The organism is Corynebacterium sp. (genome assembly GCF_030532715.1).
In the GTDB taxonomy this organism is placed as follows: domain Bacteria; phylum Actinomycetota; class Actinomycetes; order Mycobacteriales; family Mycobacteriaceae; genus Corynebacterium.
Map to the genome: position 1 here is coordinate 1 of NZ_JAUNKO010000006.1, position 15370 is coordinate 15370.

A 15370-nucleotide genomic window follows, 5' to 3' on the forward strand; every position below is an offset into this window, starting at 1 on the left:
CAACAACAAAACAAAAACGACACACTATCGAGTTCTCAAACAACACAGCCAAACCACAACAACAACCAGAACCAAACTCCAGCCCCTGCCACAGCGACCCGACTAAATCTACACACCCCACCACAAACCAACAAACCAGCTGGTCAGAGTGCATATTTCTAGTGGTACATTCCGCGGCTTTCCGCCACCCGTTCGACAAGAGAATGTAATTCAGCTCGACTCATGTCCAACTTGACGGCTTCGTCGATAAGCGGGGCGAGGTAGAGCGCGGCAAACTCTTCGCGTCGCCGAACCACAATGCGTTCTTTCGCCCCCTGCGCCACAAACATGCCCACCCCTCGCCGCTTTTCCAGCACGGCGGATGCAACGAGCAGCCCCAACCCTCGGCGCGCGGTGGCGGGGTTGATGTTATGAAAATTCGCTAACTCGTTTGTTGACGGCGCGCGTTCCCCCTCTCGGAGAGATTCCTCGGCGATTGCATCCTCAATCAGGGTGGCGATCTGCCGAAACAGCGGTGCAGTCGCTTCACTCACGGTCCACCTCCGGTGTTGCGTTTTCGATCGTGCCCATTGCGCGCCTCCGCAGCTAGGTTCGTCGGTTCATTACTTAGGTAGCTAACCGGATCATCGTGCCGCACGCAACCTAATACATCGTGCACAACTATGCGGTGTGCGAGCTTTTAGGCGACGAGCTCGGAGGGTAATACCAGCTGCGAAGCAAATTTTCTCAACCCCACTACACATTCCCCTTACCCCAGCACACAACCCATTTCCAAAATCGAGAATGCCCCACGATCAGTGACCTTACTTCGACGCGACCCCCCACGGTAGGGCAGACTGGTACCCAAACTGACTTAAATTCGCTAATGAACGGAAATTAGGAGCCATGCTTGAGCGCACAACTGTCTTTGTCGATACCTCTTACTTACTGGCCAGCTTTTATAACTCGTGGGAAACGGGAGCTCGCGCCCAATTAGAAATCGATCTTCCGGAAGTAGTCAACGTTCTGGGCTCCATGATCCAGGAACAATTAGGGCAGCCGATTCACCGGCAACTCTGGTACGACGGCATCCCCGAATCTGGGCCACACCGTTACCAACGGGCACTACGCACCTGCGACGGCGTGCAGCTGCGCGCGGGTCAACTCATCGAATGGGGTGAGCGCCGCACTCAAAAGGCTGTGGATACCCGCCTCGTTGCGGACATGGTTTTGACGGGCGTGCGCGCAACCTGCTCGGACATCGTACTCGTCTCGGGTGATGCGGACATGATCCCCGGCGTGCAAGAGGCTACGGCGGCGGGTATTCGCGTGCACTTGTATGGATTCGGCTGGGATTCCATGTCGTCCGCGCTGCGCCACGCCTGTGATTCCACCACAATCCTAGACCCGCGGGAGGATTTCGCAGACTGTATGCAATTGCAGGTGCTGGAGGGCCCACTCCCACCGACGATCCGGCCAAAACCTGTAGGTGATGCGGAACCGATCGAAGACGTCGGTCTCACGCAAGTACCACAGGTAGTGGTAGCGGAACGGCAGCGATTCGTGGTCAGCTCCACAACGACTACCAGTACTGACTACCAACCGATCCCGCATGAAGCAGTATCGGTGGAAACGGAAGAGGAAGACGAGCTTTCTGCAGTCGAGGCGGGTCTGCACGACGCGATACAGCGCACGCTGCCCGAGGAGGGTGAGGACGCGGCGTCGAGAAGTAATGAAGAGAGCGGGCAAACGCCCACGTCAAGGGAGTTTAACGAGGCACCCGTGGAGGCCGCGAAGCCCTCGCCGGCGTCCGTCCCGAAGACCACGTCGCGGCCGAATCCATCGATGATGGCGCCGCGGCGAAAGCTACGCTCCCGATACGTTCCGCTGCCGAACGAGGTATGGGCCTCCGCTGGAGTTCAAACTCCGTTCGACGTCGGCCAACAGTACGCGTCCTGGTGGTACGAAAACGCCGCGTCCAACGAACAACGCGACAATGCACACCTGCTTTCGGGCGGCGGCCTACCCCCAGAAATTGACCGTCCGCTGCTGCAATTCGCATGCGAAACCCTGCACGAATACACGCTTTCTGAGAGTCAGCGGGTCAGCCTCCGGGATGGGTTCCATTCCGGCATCCGCGGAGTGCTCATCAACCTCACTTCGCGGAAAAATCCCTAACGCGTCGGGGGCTCAGCGTCACCGTCTTGGCTGGTTCCCTCCACCCCAAGATCGCGCTTCACCTCGGTGTACACCGGCGTCGGGTTCGGCTGAGCGGCACCATCCGCAGGCGCGGCACCGTCAGGCTCACCTTCGTCAAGTTCTGCCTCGTCGATCTGGCGTTCGCCCTTGCCGGCGGTCAACTGGCCCGCGTTGTCGCTGGCGAGCTGGGCGCGAATTTCCTCCAACCGAGCGCTCGCACGCATGTCAGAATATCCGGATTCGATTTCTTCCATACGATCGGCCGAAGAAGACTCCGCGAGTTCCTGCGCACCCAACGCGGTGGCGTACCTGCGTTCGATTTTTTCGCGCACGGCGTCAAGCGTCGGCACGTTAGCGTCGGGATCGCGGCCCAACACTTCATCCATGCTACCCATTGCCTGCACACTGGCCTGCTGCATCGCAGCTTGGTCGGCCTGCGCACGCAGCTGGTCCAGCTGCGCCATTTGTTCGCGCAGCCGCAGCTCGGATTCCTTCGCCATTTGCTGCGCTTTTTCGGCGGCCGCAACGGCTTGTCCGTGCATGGCCTTTGCGTCCTCAAGCTGCTGCTCAACGGTTACCAGCTGCGCGGCGTAGGCCTCCGCAACCTGGTTGTCTCCCGCCGAAATGGCGCTCCGTGCTTGGCCCTCCAGCTTCTGCTGCTGTTCTTGCAGCCGGTGAAGTTTTAGTTCCCACTGTCTACGATCGCCAAGCAGGACGGCAGCGTGATCCATGATGGACTTGTGCTGCCGCTTCGCCTCGTCCGCCGCTTGTTGTAGCTGTACTTTCGGGTCGGCGTTTTCATCGATAGCGCGATCTAAAGACGCGGTGAGATATTTCCAACCCTTGCTCAACGGATTTGGCATGTGACCTAAACCACCTTTCGTGGGGGAATGCGTAGGGTGTTGAATCCGTCACCATCCTACGCAGGATCCGCCACGCAGCAACGGGTTCGCGATCACATTTGAATAGAAGGTTGCCAAAACGCAACAAACCCCACCTCAATACGTGGGGTTTGTGTTGCAGGTAACGATTCCGCCGACACTACTGTTGGTTCTGTTGCTGCTGCTGATGTTCGGCAAGCTGACGGCGCACATCTACCATGTCCAAGGCCGCTACCTGCGACACAAGGTCTTCAAGCGCGGGCGCCGGTAGGGCACCAGCCTCGCGGTACACCATGATCCCGTCGCGGAAGATCATCAGCGTGGGGATGGACTGGATTTGCAGCGCAGCGGCGATGCCTTGGTTTGCTTCCGTATCCAGCTTGGCAAACACCTTATCGGGGTGCGCCTCGGATACCTTTTCAAAGATCGGGCCGAACTGCCGGCACGGGCCGCACCAAGACGCCCAGCAATCCAGCAAGACAATGCCTTCCTGGGATACAACTTCTTCGAAAGTCTCTTCGGTAATGTCAATAGTGGCCATAACGGCTGTTCTCCTTTGCGTGTTACGCGAGCCGATGGTTCGCCACCAGCGTGATCTCGCCGTATAAAGAATACGGATGTTCCCGCAAGATTTCTTGCGGCTCATTGTTTTCCCATATTCCTCCCACTTGACTGTTATTGAAGGATTGATTCCCATGGCTGAACAGCACTACAAAGTTTCCGGCATGACCTGCGAACACTGCGCCAAGGCGGTAAACGACGAGATCAGCGAAATTCCCGGCGTGAGCAGTGTCACAGTCGACGTGGCGGCGGGTACGGTAACCATCACAGGTGAGGGCGTGAGCGAAAGTGCCGTGCGCGAGGCCGTCGAGGAAGCCGGCTACCAAGTTGTAAACTAAGCCTTAGCTGCCATTTTAGGCCCGTATGGAAGGAGGCAGGCGTGAACATTTCCGCCCCCGAAGTTCAGCATGTAGATATTGGGGTTACGGGAATGACCTGCACTTCCTGTTCCTCACGGGTGGAGCGAAAGCTCAATAAGCTCGCTGGAGTATCCGCCACGGTCAATTTCGCCACCGAGACCGCTTCCGTGACGTTTGACCCTGCGGCGGTCTCCACGGCGGACCTTATGTCCACGATTAAAAAAACGGGTTACGGCGCGTATATTGCCGCTGAACCCGCACGCGAGGACGCGCCACCGGAGCCCACGGCGTCGGAAAACACTCGGGATGCGGAACTTGCGGAGTTAAAGCATCGCGTAATCGTTTCCGCCTTGTTGGGTATTCCGGTGATGGTGTTGTCCATGGTTCCGGCATTGCAATTCGACTTTTGGCAGTGGGCGGCCCTGACCCTCAGTGCGCCGGTGTACGTGTGGGGAGGTTGGCCGTTTCACCGCGCGGCGTGGACAAACCTGCGGCACGGCGCGTTCACCATGGACACGTTGATTTCATTGGGAACGTCGGCGGCGTTTGCGTGGTCGTTGTTGGCGCTGTTTGTGGGCGGGGCAGGGGAGAAGGGCATGGTCATGCACTTCAGTTTGACTGCCCACGCAGGTGGCGGTTTGCACGAGATTTACTTGGATACCGCGACCATGGTGATCGTGTTTCTGCTACTTGGCCGCTGGTTTGAGGCCCGCGCGAAGGGGCAGTCTTCAGAAGCATTGCGCGCATTGCTCGACCTCGGCGCGAAAGACGTGTCCGTACTTATCGACGACCGCGAAACCCGGCGTCCGATTTCCGCCCTCGCTGTCGGTGACCTCTTTGTGGTGCGGCCCGGCGAGAAGATCGCCACAGATGGGGAAGTGGTTGCCGGGGTGTCCGCGGTGGATGAATCAATGCTTACCGGGGAGTCTGTCCCGGTGGAGGTGGGCGTGGGGTCCCACGTCACCGGGGCCACGCTCAATACTTCAGGTCGCCTCGTGGTGCGCGCGGATCGCGTCGGCGCGGATACCAAGCTCGCACAGATCACGAAATTGGTTACCAACGCGCAGGCCAGTAAGGCCCCTGTGCAGCGACTCGTCGACCGTATCGCCCAAGTATTCGTTCCTGTTGTCATCGCCACGGCGCTGCTCACGCTGGCAGGACACCTGCTGCTTGGCAGCCCCACCAGCGACGCTTTCGCCGCCGCTGTAGCGGTGCTCATCATCGCCTGCCCGTGCGCCTTGGGGTTAGCCACGCCAACCGCGTTGTTGGTTGGTTCTGGCCGTGGCGCCCAATTGGGCTTACTCATCAAGGGCCCCGAAATCCTGGAATCCACGCGCCGCGTGGACACGATCGTCCTTGATAAAACCGGTACGGTGACCACCGGCATCATGACCGTTACTGACGTGCGCCCTACCGCAGGATTCAGCGCCCAGGAGGTGCTTGATCTTGCGGCGAGCGTGGAGGCCGCCAGCGAGCACCCCATTGCGCGGGCAATCGCTGCCGCGGGTACGCCGCGCCCAGTGACGGAGTTCCGTAATGAGCCCGGAATCGGCGTACACGGGGTCGTCGATACGCACAATGTTTCGGTAGGGCGTTCGCCCGAACGTATCGACGCTGCCACCACCGTCGCAGTGAGCGTCGACGGCGAACTCGCGGGTCTTATCGCGGTGCGCGACACCGTGAAAGACACCTCTGCGGAAGCAATCGCGGAGTTTAAATCCTTAGGCCTGACGCCTGTCCTGCTGACCGGGGATAGTGAGCACGTCGCGCGCGCCATCGGCGATGAGGTGGGAATAGAACGAGTTGTCGCCGGCGTGCTGCCCGAAGGCAAGGTCGAGGAAGTCCGTAGCTTGCAGGCGCAGGGCAAGCGCGTAGCCATGGTTGGCGACGGAGTCAATGACGCCGCAGCTCTCGCCCAAGCTGACCTTGGCCTCGCCATGGGCGCTGGTGCAGACGTAGCAATCGAGGCCAGCGACATCACCCTCATGCGGGAGGACCTGCAAGCCGCGAGCAAAGCAATCCGTTTGTCCCGCGCCACACTGCGCACCATTCAAGGCAACCTGTTTTGGGCGTTCGCCTACAATGTGGTGCTCATCCCCGTGGCGGCGCTCGGGCTGCTCAACCCGATGCTTGCCGGCGCGGCGATGGCCGCCTCATCCGTGTTTGTGGTGACAAACTCGCTGCGCCTTCGTCGCTTTTCCTAACGAGCCCCTATCTAGGGGGCTGCGCCCCAACCGCGTTACGCTAGCCGTTATCCTTACCTCACTTCAATCCTTTTCATCCCACGGAGGTGTATGTTCGTGGCAACTTGGCTCCGCGTCGCGCTCGGCTTATTCGCAATCGCATTCGGAGCCAATGTTTTTGCTCCGCTGCTGCCTGTGTACCAACGTTTGGAGGGTTTCAACGCCACACAGGTCACCTTAATTTTCTCCATCTATGCTGCCGGGCTCGTGCCCGCGCTCCTCATCGGTGGCCCGCTTTCCGATCGTCTAGGTCGGCGGGCACTCATCCGCCCGGCGTTGGTGTGCTCGGCGCTGGGTTCGATTGTGCTTATTGGTGGGGGAGTAGGCCCGCAGTGGTTGCTCACCGTAGGGCGCTGTATCGCCGGCATCGCCGTAGGGCTGGTGATGGCTGCTGGCGCCGCGTGGTTAAAGCAAGTTTCTACAGATTCCCCACAGGCCGGCGCCCGCCGCGCCACCGTCGCCCTTTCCGCTGGTTTTGGCGGTGGCCCACTCGTCGGGGGCGCAATTGCGGAATGGGTTCCGCATCCGGATATTTGGCCGTTCTTGGTGCACCTGATTCTGTTAGCACTGGTCACACCGTTAACGTGGAACGCCGAGGCACCGTCGGTAGTGGTCACCCAACAGCGAAAACTGCTCCCCAGAACGGCGTTATCCGCACGTTTTATTTGGGCGGTTGCGGCTTGGGCACCGTGGGTGTTTGGCACCGCCACAATATCGTTTGCCACGTTAACGTCCCTCGTCGCCTCACACACACCCGCCCCCATTGCATACACCGGTTTCATTGGGGCGCTCACAATGCTCACCGGGGTTGCGGTGCAGCCATTTGCCGTCCGGCTCGGCAACGGCTACGTCCCGCCCGCCATCGCTGGCTTAAGTGCCGCCACCGCTGGGCTGCTCCTCGGGGCCGGCGTATCGACGTCCCACAGTCCCTGGCTGCTGCTCCCCACCGCAATGCTGCTCGGGGCGAGCTACGGGACCATGATGGTGTCGGGGCTGCGGGAAGTTGAGCAGATCGCCCCGCCGGAAGAACTGGGTGCACTAATCGCCATTTTCTATTCGCTGACCTACGTCGGTTTTTTCGCGCCATTGGTGATGTCAATCATCGGCCCGGCGTTCGGCTACGCCACCTGCCTGATCGCTGGAGCAGCGATCACAGCGCTTTCCATCGTTCCCGTCACGCGGGTGCTGCGCCGCACCGCACCCTAGCGGTTAGCCGCGGGCGATGTCGACAAAGCGAGAATAGTGCAACTGGTGGGCCACCGGAATGGTACCAATTGGCCCGCCACGGTGCTTCGCCACAATGATGTCGGCTTCGCCGAGGCGTTCGCTGTCTTGGTCTTGGGAGTCGGGCCGATAAAGCAACATCACGATATCGGCGTCCTGCTCGAGGGAGCCGGATTCGCGTAGGTCTGCAACCTGGGGTTTTTTATCAGTCCTAGATTCCGGGCCGCGGTTCAGCTGCGAGATCGCCACCAGCGGAACGTCAAGTTCTTTTGCTAGGAGCTTCAGTTGTCGCGAAAACTCGGAGACTTCCTGTTGGCGTGATTCCACCCGCTTGCCGGAACTCATCAGTTGCAGGTAGTCCACCACGATCATGGACAAATCGTGCTGCTGCTTCAACCGCCTAGCCTTCGAACGGATCTCCATCATGGTGAGATTAGGCGAATCGTCAATGTACAAGGGAGCGTCTTCGATCTCGCCGGCCTTGTTCGCGAGGATCGCCCAATCCTCGTCAGTCATCCGCCCGCCGCGCATATCCGAGAGTTTCACCGAGGATTCGGCAGAGAGCAGGCGGAACATAATCTCCACCTTTGACATTTCCAGCGAGAAAATCACCGAGGTCTTGCGTTGCTTAATCGAGCACGCGCGCATGAAATCCAAGGCAATGGTGGACTTACCCACGCCAGGGCGAGCAGCCACGATAATCATCTGCCCACCGTGGAAACCATTTGTCAAATGATCAAGATCCGCAAACCCTGTGGGGATACCCGTAGCCAGGCCACCGTCCGCCGCGATTTGATCCAGCTCATCCATGGTCGGCTGCAAAATGTCGGCGAGCACAGCATAATCTTCAGAAACATTCTTCTGGGCAATCGCAAATACTTCCTGCTGCGCCCGATCCACCACGACCTCAACCTCGGCCCCCTCGGTGCCCTCATATCCGAGCTGAACGATGCGTGTCCCGGCGTCGACAAGCCGCCGAAGCACGGCCTTTTCCGCGACGATTTCCGCGTAATAGCGTGCGTTGGCTGCCGTGGGCACAATATGCACCAACGTATGCAAATACGGCGCCCCGCCTACGCGCTCCAACTCGTTATAGCGATCCAGCCGCCCCGCCACCAACACCGGGTCAACTTCCTTATTATCGCTAAACAAATCCAGCATCGCCTTGTAAATCAGCTGATGCGCCGGGCGATAAAAATCCTCCGGGTTGAGCTCCTCGATGATGTCCGTAATCGCTGCGGAACTCATCAGCATGGCCCCAAGCACACCCTGCTCCGCCTCATTATCGTGCGGCGGCTGCCGACCAAAATCCCGGCTCTGCGAATCCGCCACGCCGCCCGCCTCATAAACCTGCGCCCGGGAGCCACTCACGTCACGTGCGAATGTGGGCACCGACAACGACAAGCTCGCCGACTCTTCGTACGGATAGCTCGCCGGCGGGGGAGCGAGGTAAGCGTCGTCGAAGCTGGAGTTCCGGGAATCGCTCATTGACCAGCTCCTTCGTAGGATCGTTGCGGCTCACTCCATGTGGTGAAACACCACCGATAACCATACGTTCTCTACGAAGCGTGATCAACGAGAGGATCTGCTCGGCCCGGGTTCAGGCAGCAAGAGCTTCACACAATCTTCACATTAGCCATCGTTGATGCTTCACATTCGGGGTGTTGAGTAGTAAGTACACCAAGAAGGGAGCTTCAAGTTGAAGAATTTACGTACTCGAGCAGCGTTGATTGCTGCAGGTGCTGTTGCTGTTGGCGCATTGTCATTCCCCGTGCTTGCGGCCGCTGTGAACACCTCGGAAACATCCACGACCACTTCCTCTCCGAGTAACGACGCCGCGGTCGACCATTGCCACGAAAAGCGCCGCGACCCGAAACTCGACTTGCTTTCCGATGAGAGCCTCGCCCCGTTGGATGAACAAATTCGTATGAGCCGGGATCTCTATCATGCGATCGAGGATCAGTACGAGGATGCACCGGGTTTCGAACACAAAGGTAAGGACGACCCTGACAGGGGTGAGGGCGGCCCTGACAAGGGCGAGGAAGGCCCCAACAAAGATGAACGTAGTGAAGGCGACCGTGAAGGCCGTTTGACACCGGGCATCTACGCGAACGAGGATGTCCAAAATCGCTACGATGAACTGCTGAAACGAGCGCAGTCTTCCCTGGATGAGGCGTACAAGGTTGCCATCGAGGTTGAGGAATACAACATTAAGGCCATCGATCAGGCCTTGGCGTCCACGCGTGTTGCAGAGGCAAAGGAGGCGCTGCAGCATATTCGTGACCACGCAGAAGGCCACCTCGACCGATTTACCCGGGCCGCTAACGGTGAGGCCGTTACAAATGAAGGCCCCCGCAATGGTCGCGGCGAGCGTGCCAAAGAATGTGAAGATGCCCCCACTGAACAACAGAGCAGCTAGGTATTCCGAACGGGGAGTTCCAGGGTGAAGGTCGCACCGTTGCCCGGGCCCTCCGATGTTGCACTGAGCTCGCCGTTCATGCCGCGCATGAGTTGACGGGCGATGGTGAGTCCCACTCCGGATCCTTCGGAGTGGGTTGTTCCGTTACTGCGATAAAAGCGTTCAAAGATACGGGGAAGTTCTTCGGACGCGATGCCAATTCCAGTGTCGTGGATGTGGATGCGCGCTACATTGCCCGCAAATTCGCCGGCAACCGTGATTGTGCCACCGGGCGGGGTGGCGCGGAGCGCGTTGCCAATGACGTTAGTGAGTACTTGAGTGACGCGATCGGGGTCGGCGACGACAGTGGGGAATGTTCCGCGTCGTTCCAGAGTGATACCGGCGTCTTCGGCTTGCACGGCGAAACGAGCGAGCAGGGTAGTGGTCAGGGGATCGAGGGGTACTGTTTCGAGGTTGATGTTGATGCGCCCCTCTTGGGCGCGGGATAGTGCGGTGAGGTCGTCGCTCAGTCTGCGAAGACGGCGCACTTCAGCGCTGATAAGGCTCAAGTGTTCTGGGTCGGCGGCCACCACACCGTCGATCATTCCCTCGACGTTGCCGTCGATAATAGTGAGGGGGGTGCGCAATTCGTGGGCTACTTCGCCGATCAGGCGCATGCGAGTGGCTTCCACTTCGGCGAGAGCCTCTCCAAGCGCATTGATGTCTTGGGCTAGGATTGCCAGCTCGGGCTCGTTCGGAACATCGACGCGGTAACCGTAATCCCCGGCTGCCATGGCGCCGGCCGCCGCGCTGACGGTTTGGAGGGGCCGGAGGAGTTGCCGGGCGAGGATAATGCCAAGGAAGGCCGCGAGGACCACACCGATTGCGGTGCCCATGAACAGCGTGTCCGTGACAGCTCCAATGAAGTGTTCCCGGACCGCGTGCACCTCGGGTTGTTCGGAGCGTCCAGGCGGAATCCGCCGGTCGAAGTCGGCGGGGGCAAAGGAGAAAACCACGCTAAAAGTGACTAACGCCCCAAATGCCACGACGACAAGGTGGGAGATAATGAGCCGCATTGAAAGTTTCATCGGGAATCGCCGCCGATGTATTTGTAGCCAACGCCACGTACGGTAGCGATGATGCGGGGGTTGGCCGCGTCGTCGCCAAGCATTTGGCGGATCGTGCGGATGTGCACATCGACTACGCGTTCGTCGCCGAAAAAGTCGAAGCCCCACACAGATTCCAGCAATTGTGCGCGGGAAAACACGCGACCGGGGGAGCCAACCAGGGCGGACAGCAGGTCGAAATCGAGGGCGCTGAGTTTGACCGGTTTGCCTTCGCAGAATACTTCGCGGCGGATCGTGTCCACGCGGACGAGTTCCGCATCGTCTCGCAGAGGAACTGGTGGTCGATTGCGACGCAGGACCGCCTTCACGCGGGCGATAACCTCGCGAGGACTGAAGGGCTTCGTAATATAGTCGTCCGCGCCGACCCCCAGCCCCACAAGCACGTCTGTCTCATCCGCGCGAGCTGTGACCAAAATTACGTAGGCTGACGACGCCGCGCGAATCCTCCGCAGCACTTCCAAGCCATCGACGTCCGGCAGGCCGATGTCAAGCAACACAAGCTCCGGTGAGAATTCCGTCACTTTTTCGAGCGCTTGTTCACCGGTGGCGGCTTGCTGTACTTGAAAGTTTTCTTGCTGTAGGTAGGCGATGAGCACGTCGCGGATGCCTGGCTCATCATCAACAACCAAAATGCGGTCCATACGAAACCATTAAACAGCACTCGTACGACGCGAGATTACATCAGATCCGCATCTGTCGGATAACACTTTGCGAACATTTTATCCACAGTGTTTCAGAGTTATCCACAGGCTTTGCACAAACATTCACATGCGCTGGCCAGCCTGTGGATAACTATGTGGATAGGGTGTGAAAAACAGTCTGAAACCGACCCCCAAAAACCCGCGCTGACCTGCTGTTTTCACACCTTTATCACTGTTATCCACAGTCACATGTGAAACATGTGTGAAAAACGTCCAGTTCACGCGATTTTCGTGCCCCCGGGACCCCGGAAATCACATGCGGCCCCAACCACAATCCCCATTGCTGTTCGGGGTGTGTGGACTGGGGCCGCACGTGTGCTGTTGTCGTTGGGCTAACCGTTGTTAGCCGCCGTCGTTACGCGTTGTTACGCGGCGACGACCTCAAAGTTCACCGTGGCTGCGATATTGTCATGCAGTTGAACGTTGACTTGGTACTTGCCGGTGCTCTTCACGTGAGCTTTTGGCAACTCAATGGAACGCTTGTCCAGGGCGGGACCGCCGGCCTTCTTCACGGCTGCTGCGACGTCGTCAGCTTTGACGGAGCCAAACAGCTTGCCGCTATCGGCAGAGCGCACCGCAATGGTGACGCCTTCCAGGGCCTCGAGTTGTGCCTTTACTTCACGAGCGTGGTCAAGGTCGCGGATTTCGCGGGCTTTTTGTGCGCGCGTGATCGCCTCGATCTGCTTTTCCGCGCCGCGGGTTGCCACAATGGCGAGGCCGCGGGGAAGCAGATAGTTACGTCCATAGCCGGCCTTGACCTCGACGATGTCGCCGGGGACACCGAGATTGTCAACGGCGGCGGTGAGGATCAGCTTCATGATCCCTGCCTTTCGTTGTACATACCGCGCTGCTTGGCATCCAAGTGCGCGGGGAAACTAACAGTTGATCTGGGGTGAGGAACGCGCCTCACACCGAATTAGAATGGGGGTTCGTCGTTCGCAGGACCGTATCCACCAGCTGCAGGTGCAGAGTTCCACGGATCATTGTCAGCAGGCGCAGCGTTGCCGCCACCACCAAAACCGCCGAAGCCGCCTTGGTGTTGCTGCGGTGCAGGCTGCTGCTGGGCAGCCGGGGCACCGCCTTGCTGGCCGCCTTGATTGCCGCCGTAGCCACCCTGGCTGCCGCGAGACACGCGGTTAACCTGGGCGGTGGCAAAGCTCAAGGAGGGACCAACCTCATCAACTTCGATCTCGAAGACGCTGCGGCGCTCACCCTCGCGGGTTTCAAATGAGCGCTGCCGCAACCTGCCGTAAACGATCACGCGCGTTCCCTTAGTCAGGGTTTCTGCGACGTTTTCGGCTGCTTGCCGCCACACATTGCAGGTCAGGTACATGGCCTCGCCGTCTTCCCACTGACTTGTTTGCCGGTTGAAACGGCGTGGGGTAGAAGCGATTCGGAAGTTCGCCACAGCCGCCCCGTTGGGGGTGAAGCGAAGTTCTGGGTCAGCAACGAGGTTGCCAACAACCGTGATTTGGGTGTCTCCCTGTGCCATGATGTGATGCTGCCTTTCTGTGCGACGTTGTTCAGCTCAAGCTTTGTGGATGCAGTGTTTTCACAAGGCAAAAGCGATACTAGTACTACTGTTGCCGCTGTGTCGCTGATTAGCGGTCGCTGCGCAGCACCTTGGTGCGAAGAACGTCGTCGCTCAGGTTGAGCAGACGGTCAAGTTCGAGCACGGTGGCGGACTCGCACTTGAGATCGACGACGGCGTAAATGCCTTCGTCTTTCTTCTGAATGGGATAGCTCAGCGTGCGCTTCCCCCAGATATCAACTTTTTCCACGGTGCCGTTCTCCTTGCGGACAACGTCGAGGAACTTGTCTAGGGACGGGGCTACAGTGCGTTCATCCTGAGCGGGGTCAAGGATGATCATAATTTCGTATTGACGCACGGACCTCATCACCTCCTATGGTCTCAAAATGTTGTGTTCGGCCACGCCCCGATGGCGTGGCAGGAGGGTCGTTGCGTCAGCAACCCCTCAAAGGTACCCCACAACCGCTTAAGACAAAAATATTGTTGCCCAAAACACCGCGATGGTCACGGGGATCACGGTGATCAACACAATCGCCGCCACGAACAGCCCCCAAATCTGCGCCGGGCGCTTTTTGTACATGAAGCTGGCAAAGGATCCCCCGAAACACAAAAATCCTAGAAAAACGCTCGCCATCGTGATGATCATGGCCGTGTTGGACATTAGTTGCTGCTCCTAGGTGTAAACGGTCCCGCGAGCGGGTCTTGGCCCCCATGGGCTTCCAGCACTGGGTCCGCGCTCCGGTGCCACAATTGTCGCAGCACCAGTACCGTCAACGTCAGGAGTAAACCGCCGCGGATGAGAATCACGGCGTCGAGAAGCTCGTGGTTAATGCCTTTATCTTCAAGGCCCAGCATATGCCACATCAGAATTGGCCACACAGCAGCCTCCGCGCACATCCAGCACCACACGAGACGCCACCGCGGTATCGCCAACACCACCAGCGGCACCAACCACAGGGAGTATTGGGGGCTCCACACCTTGTTGGTCATCAGGAACGCCACCACGATCAGCATGGCCAGCTCCGCAACGCGCGGCTGCTTCGGGCTTTTCAATCCCACATACAGCACAAGCACGCAGCAGAACACGAACAAGGCGAGACTCACGGCGTTGAGAATCGCAGAGCTGCCGGGGGCATCGAAACCCTGCCAGCCGGTGATGCGGGATACCACGGCGTACACCGTGGTGCCTTCCCAGCTGCGGCGTTGATTGAGGCGGAAAAACTCCGCCCAGCCTGCCGGCGCCAGCACTATGAGCGGCACATTCACCACCAGCCACGCAAGCGTTGCCGCGGCGAGCATCCGCAGCCATGCCCCCAGCCTGCGGTAGCGCAGTGCTAGCGCAAGGTAGGCGCCGAGCAGGAACACCGGCCAAAGTTTAAAGGCACACCCGAGGCCGATCCACACGCCGGCGCGCCACAGTTTGCCTCGTTTTACCGCCAGCATCGCTGCCACGGCGAGCGCAATGGAGGGGGTGTCAAAGTTCGTAAAAGCGTGCACGGACACCAGTGGGGACGCTGCCATGAGAACGGTGTCCCACACGCGGTTCCCGGTAAGTTCGCGCACCATCACTACCGCGGCGATCCAAAAGGTGGTGAGCGCCAACGCAGTGATGATGAAGTACAGGCCGGCTTCGGGCAGAGTATGCCCCGAGGCGATGCGGTCCAGCAGCGGGTAGCTATAGCGAGTAAGTGTCGCGTTGACCCATTGGAACAGGCCCGCCAAGACGGGGTATTCCATGAAGCGCACGATGCCGTCTTCCACCCAGGAGTAGAAATAGGGGATTGCGCCCTGGTCGAGGCCTTCCGCCCCGTACAGCGGCACAATGTCGTTATAACAAGCGGAAAGGTATTGTCGGCGCCCTGACCAGTCCAGCTGCACGCCCCACTCCACGCGCTGCCCCACCATGCAATTGGCTTTAGTGAAAAACCCGGTGCCTAGGAAAAGCAGCGCGGTAATGATCAGCGAGCGTTGCGGCGTGAGCACGCGGGCGCGGCCGACGGCAGCAAAGCGCCCCATCGGCCCGCCGAGGAATTCCACGAAACTTTGCGCAGCTGGTTCAGTGTGGCCGGGCTGCACGCGGTGGTCATCACGCTCCAAGATGGAGATCTGCGTGTTCTTGGAAGTTTTCATGGAACTCCGTTAACGGCGAACACCCGGGGCGAAGCAG

The 15370-nt window shown here is 59.3% G+C and carries 16 protein-coding genes; 5 read left to right on the plus strand and 11 right to left on the minus strand.

What is annotated here, in order from left to right; translation table 11 throughout:
• Window positions 1-158: 158 nt before the first annotated feature.
• Window positions 159-533 (minus strand): GntR family transcriptional regulator, encoded by a 375-nt coding sequence (locus Q4D83_RS09790; protein WP_303175133.1) that lies wholly within the window; start codon window positions 531-533, stop codon window positions 159-161.
• Between the two features lie 352 nt (window positions 534-885).
• Between Q4D83_RS09790 and Q4D83_RS09795 the strand changes: the two genes are divergently transcribed.
• Window positions 886-2157: an NYN domain-containing protein gene (locus tag Q4D83_RS09795; RefSeq protein WP_303175134.1), complete on the plus strand. Its 1272-nt coding sequence runs from the start codon at window positions 886-888 to the stop codon at window positions 2155-2157.
• On the opposite strand, the gene Q4D83_RS09800 is transcribed toward Q4D83_RS09795, so the two are convergent.
• Both Q4D83_RS09800 and trxA read right to left on the minus strand, forming a co-directional pair.
• Window positions 2154-3041 carry a PspA/IM30 family protein gene (locus Q4D83_RS09800; RefSeq protein ID WP_303175135.1) on the minus strand — a complete coding sequence of 296 codons (888 nt, stop codon included), beginning with the start codon at window positions 3039-3041 and terminating at the stop codon, window positions 2154-2156. The two genes, Q4D83_RS09795 and Q4D83_RS09800, sit on opposite strands and share 4 nt — an antisense overlap.
• A gap of 178 nt (window positions 3042-3219) precedes the next feature.
• A complete protein-coding gene (gene trxA / locus Q4D83_RS09805) occupies window positions 3220-3636 on the minus strand; it encodes a thioredoxin (protein WP_303175355.1) in 417 nt (138 codons plus the stop codon).
• A 118-nt stretch (window positions 3637-3754) separates the two neighbouring features.
• Here trxA and Q4D83_RS09810 point away from each other — a divergent pair, with 118 nt between their 5' ends.
• The 3 genes from Q4D83_RS09810 (at window position 3755) to Q4D83_RS09820 (ending at window position 7428) form a co-directional block, all read left to right on the plus strand.
• A complete protein-coding gene (locus Q4D83_RS09810; protein ID WP_303175136.1) occupies window positions 3755-3958 on the plus strand; it encodes a heavy-metal-associated domain-containing protein in 204 nt (67 codons plus the stop codon).
• A 92-nt stretch (window positions 3959-4050) separates the two neighbouring features.
• A complete protein-coding gene (locus tag Q4D83_RS09815; protein WP_303175356.1) occupies window positions 4051-6183 on the plus strand; it encodes a cation-translocating P-type ATPase in 2133 nt (710 codons plus the stop codon).
• 96 nt (window positions 6184-6279) lie between these two features.
• Window positions 6280-7428: an MFS transporter gene (locus tag Q4D83_RS09820; RefSeq protein WP_303175137.1), complete on the plus strand. Its 1149-nt coding sequence runs from the start codon at window positions 6280-6282 to the stop codon at window positions 7426-7428.
• Between the two features lie 3 nt (window positions 7429-7431).
• Here the strand turns inward: Q4D83_RS09820 and dnaB are convergent, their stop codons facing one another.
• Window positions 7432-8934 (minus strand): replicative DNA helicase, encoded by a 1503-nt coding sequence (dnaB, locus tag Q4D83_RS09825; protein ID WP_303175138.1) that lies wholly within the window; start codon window positions 8932-8934, stop codon window positions 7432-7434.
• 211 nt (window positions 8935-9145) lie between these two features.
• Here dnaB and Q4D83_RS09830 point away from each other — a divergent pair, with 211 nt between their 5' ends.
• The gene (locus tag Q4D83_RS09830; protein ID WP_303175139.1) at window positions 9146-9865 is read left to right on the plus strand and encodes a DUF2202 domain-containing protein; all 720 of its coding nucleotides are present in this window, start codon (window positions 9146-9148) and stop codon (window positions 9863-9865) included.
• On the opposite strand, the gene Q4D83_RS09835 is transcribed toward Q4D83_RS09830, so the two are convergent.
• The 7 genes from Q4D83_RS09835 to Q4D83_RS09865 all read right to left on the minus strand — a co-directional run bounded on the left by Q4D83_RS09835 (window position 9862) and on the right by Q4D83_RS09865 (window position 15333).
• Window positions 9862-10932 (minus strand): cell wall metabolism sensor histidine kinase WalK, encoded by a 1071-nt coding sequence (locus Q4D83_RS09835; protein ID WP_303175140.1) that lies wholly within the window; start codon window positions 10930-10932, stop codon window positions 9862-9864. The genes Q4D83_RS09830 and Q4D83_RS09835 overlap by 4 nt on opposite strands.
• A complete protein-coding gene (locus Q4D83_RS09840; protein WP_303175141.1) occupies window positions 10929-11612 on the minus strand; it encodes a response regulator transcription factor in 684 nt (227 codons plus the stop codon). The genes Q4D83_RS09835 and Q4D83_RS09840 overlap by 4 nt, the downstream gene beginning before the upstream one ends.
• A gap of 425 nt (window positions 11613-12037) precedes the next feature.
• A complete protein-coding gene (gene rplI, locus Q4D83_RS09845) occupies window positions 12038-12490 on the minus strand; it encodes a 50S ribosomal protein L9 (RefSeq protein ID WP_303175142.1) in 453 nt (150 codons plus the stop codon).
• Between the two features lie 98 nt (window positions 12491-12588).
• Window positions 12589-13164 (minus strand): single-stranded DNA-binding protein, encoded by a 576-nt coding sequence (locus Q4D83_RS09850; protein ID WP_303175143.1) that lies wholly within the window; start codon window positions 13162-13164, stop codon window positions 12589-12591.
• A gap of 109 nt (window positions 13165-13273) precedes the next feature.
• Entirely contained in the window at window positions 13274-13561 is a 288-nt protein-coding gene (gene rpsF / locus Q4D83_RS09855; RefSeq protein ID WP_303175144.1) for a 30S ribosomal protein S6, read from the minus strand.
• Window positions 13562-13669: 108 nt separating this feature from the next.
• Window positions 13670-13864 carry a hypothetical protein gene (locus Q4D83_RS09860; protein WP_303175145.1) on the minus strand — a complete coding sequence of 65 codons (195 nt, stop codon included), beginning with the start codon at window positions 13862-13864 and terminating at the stop codon, window positions 13670-13672.
• The gene (locus tag Q4D83_RS09865) at window positions 13864-15333 is read right to left on the minus strand and encodes a glycosyltransferase family 87 protein (protein ID WP_303175146.1); all 1470 of its coding nucleotides are present in this window, start codon (window positions 15331-15333) and stop codon (window positions 13864-13866) included. The genes Q4D83_RS09860 and Q4D83_RS09865 overlap by 1 nt, the downstream gene beginning before the upstream one ends.
• Window positions 15334-15370 lie beyond the last annotated feature (37 nt).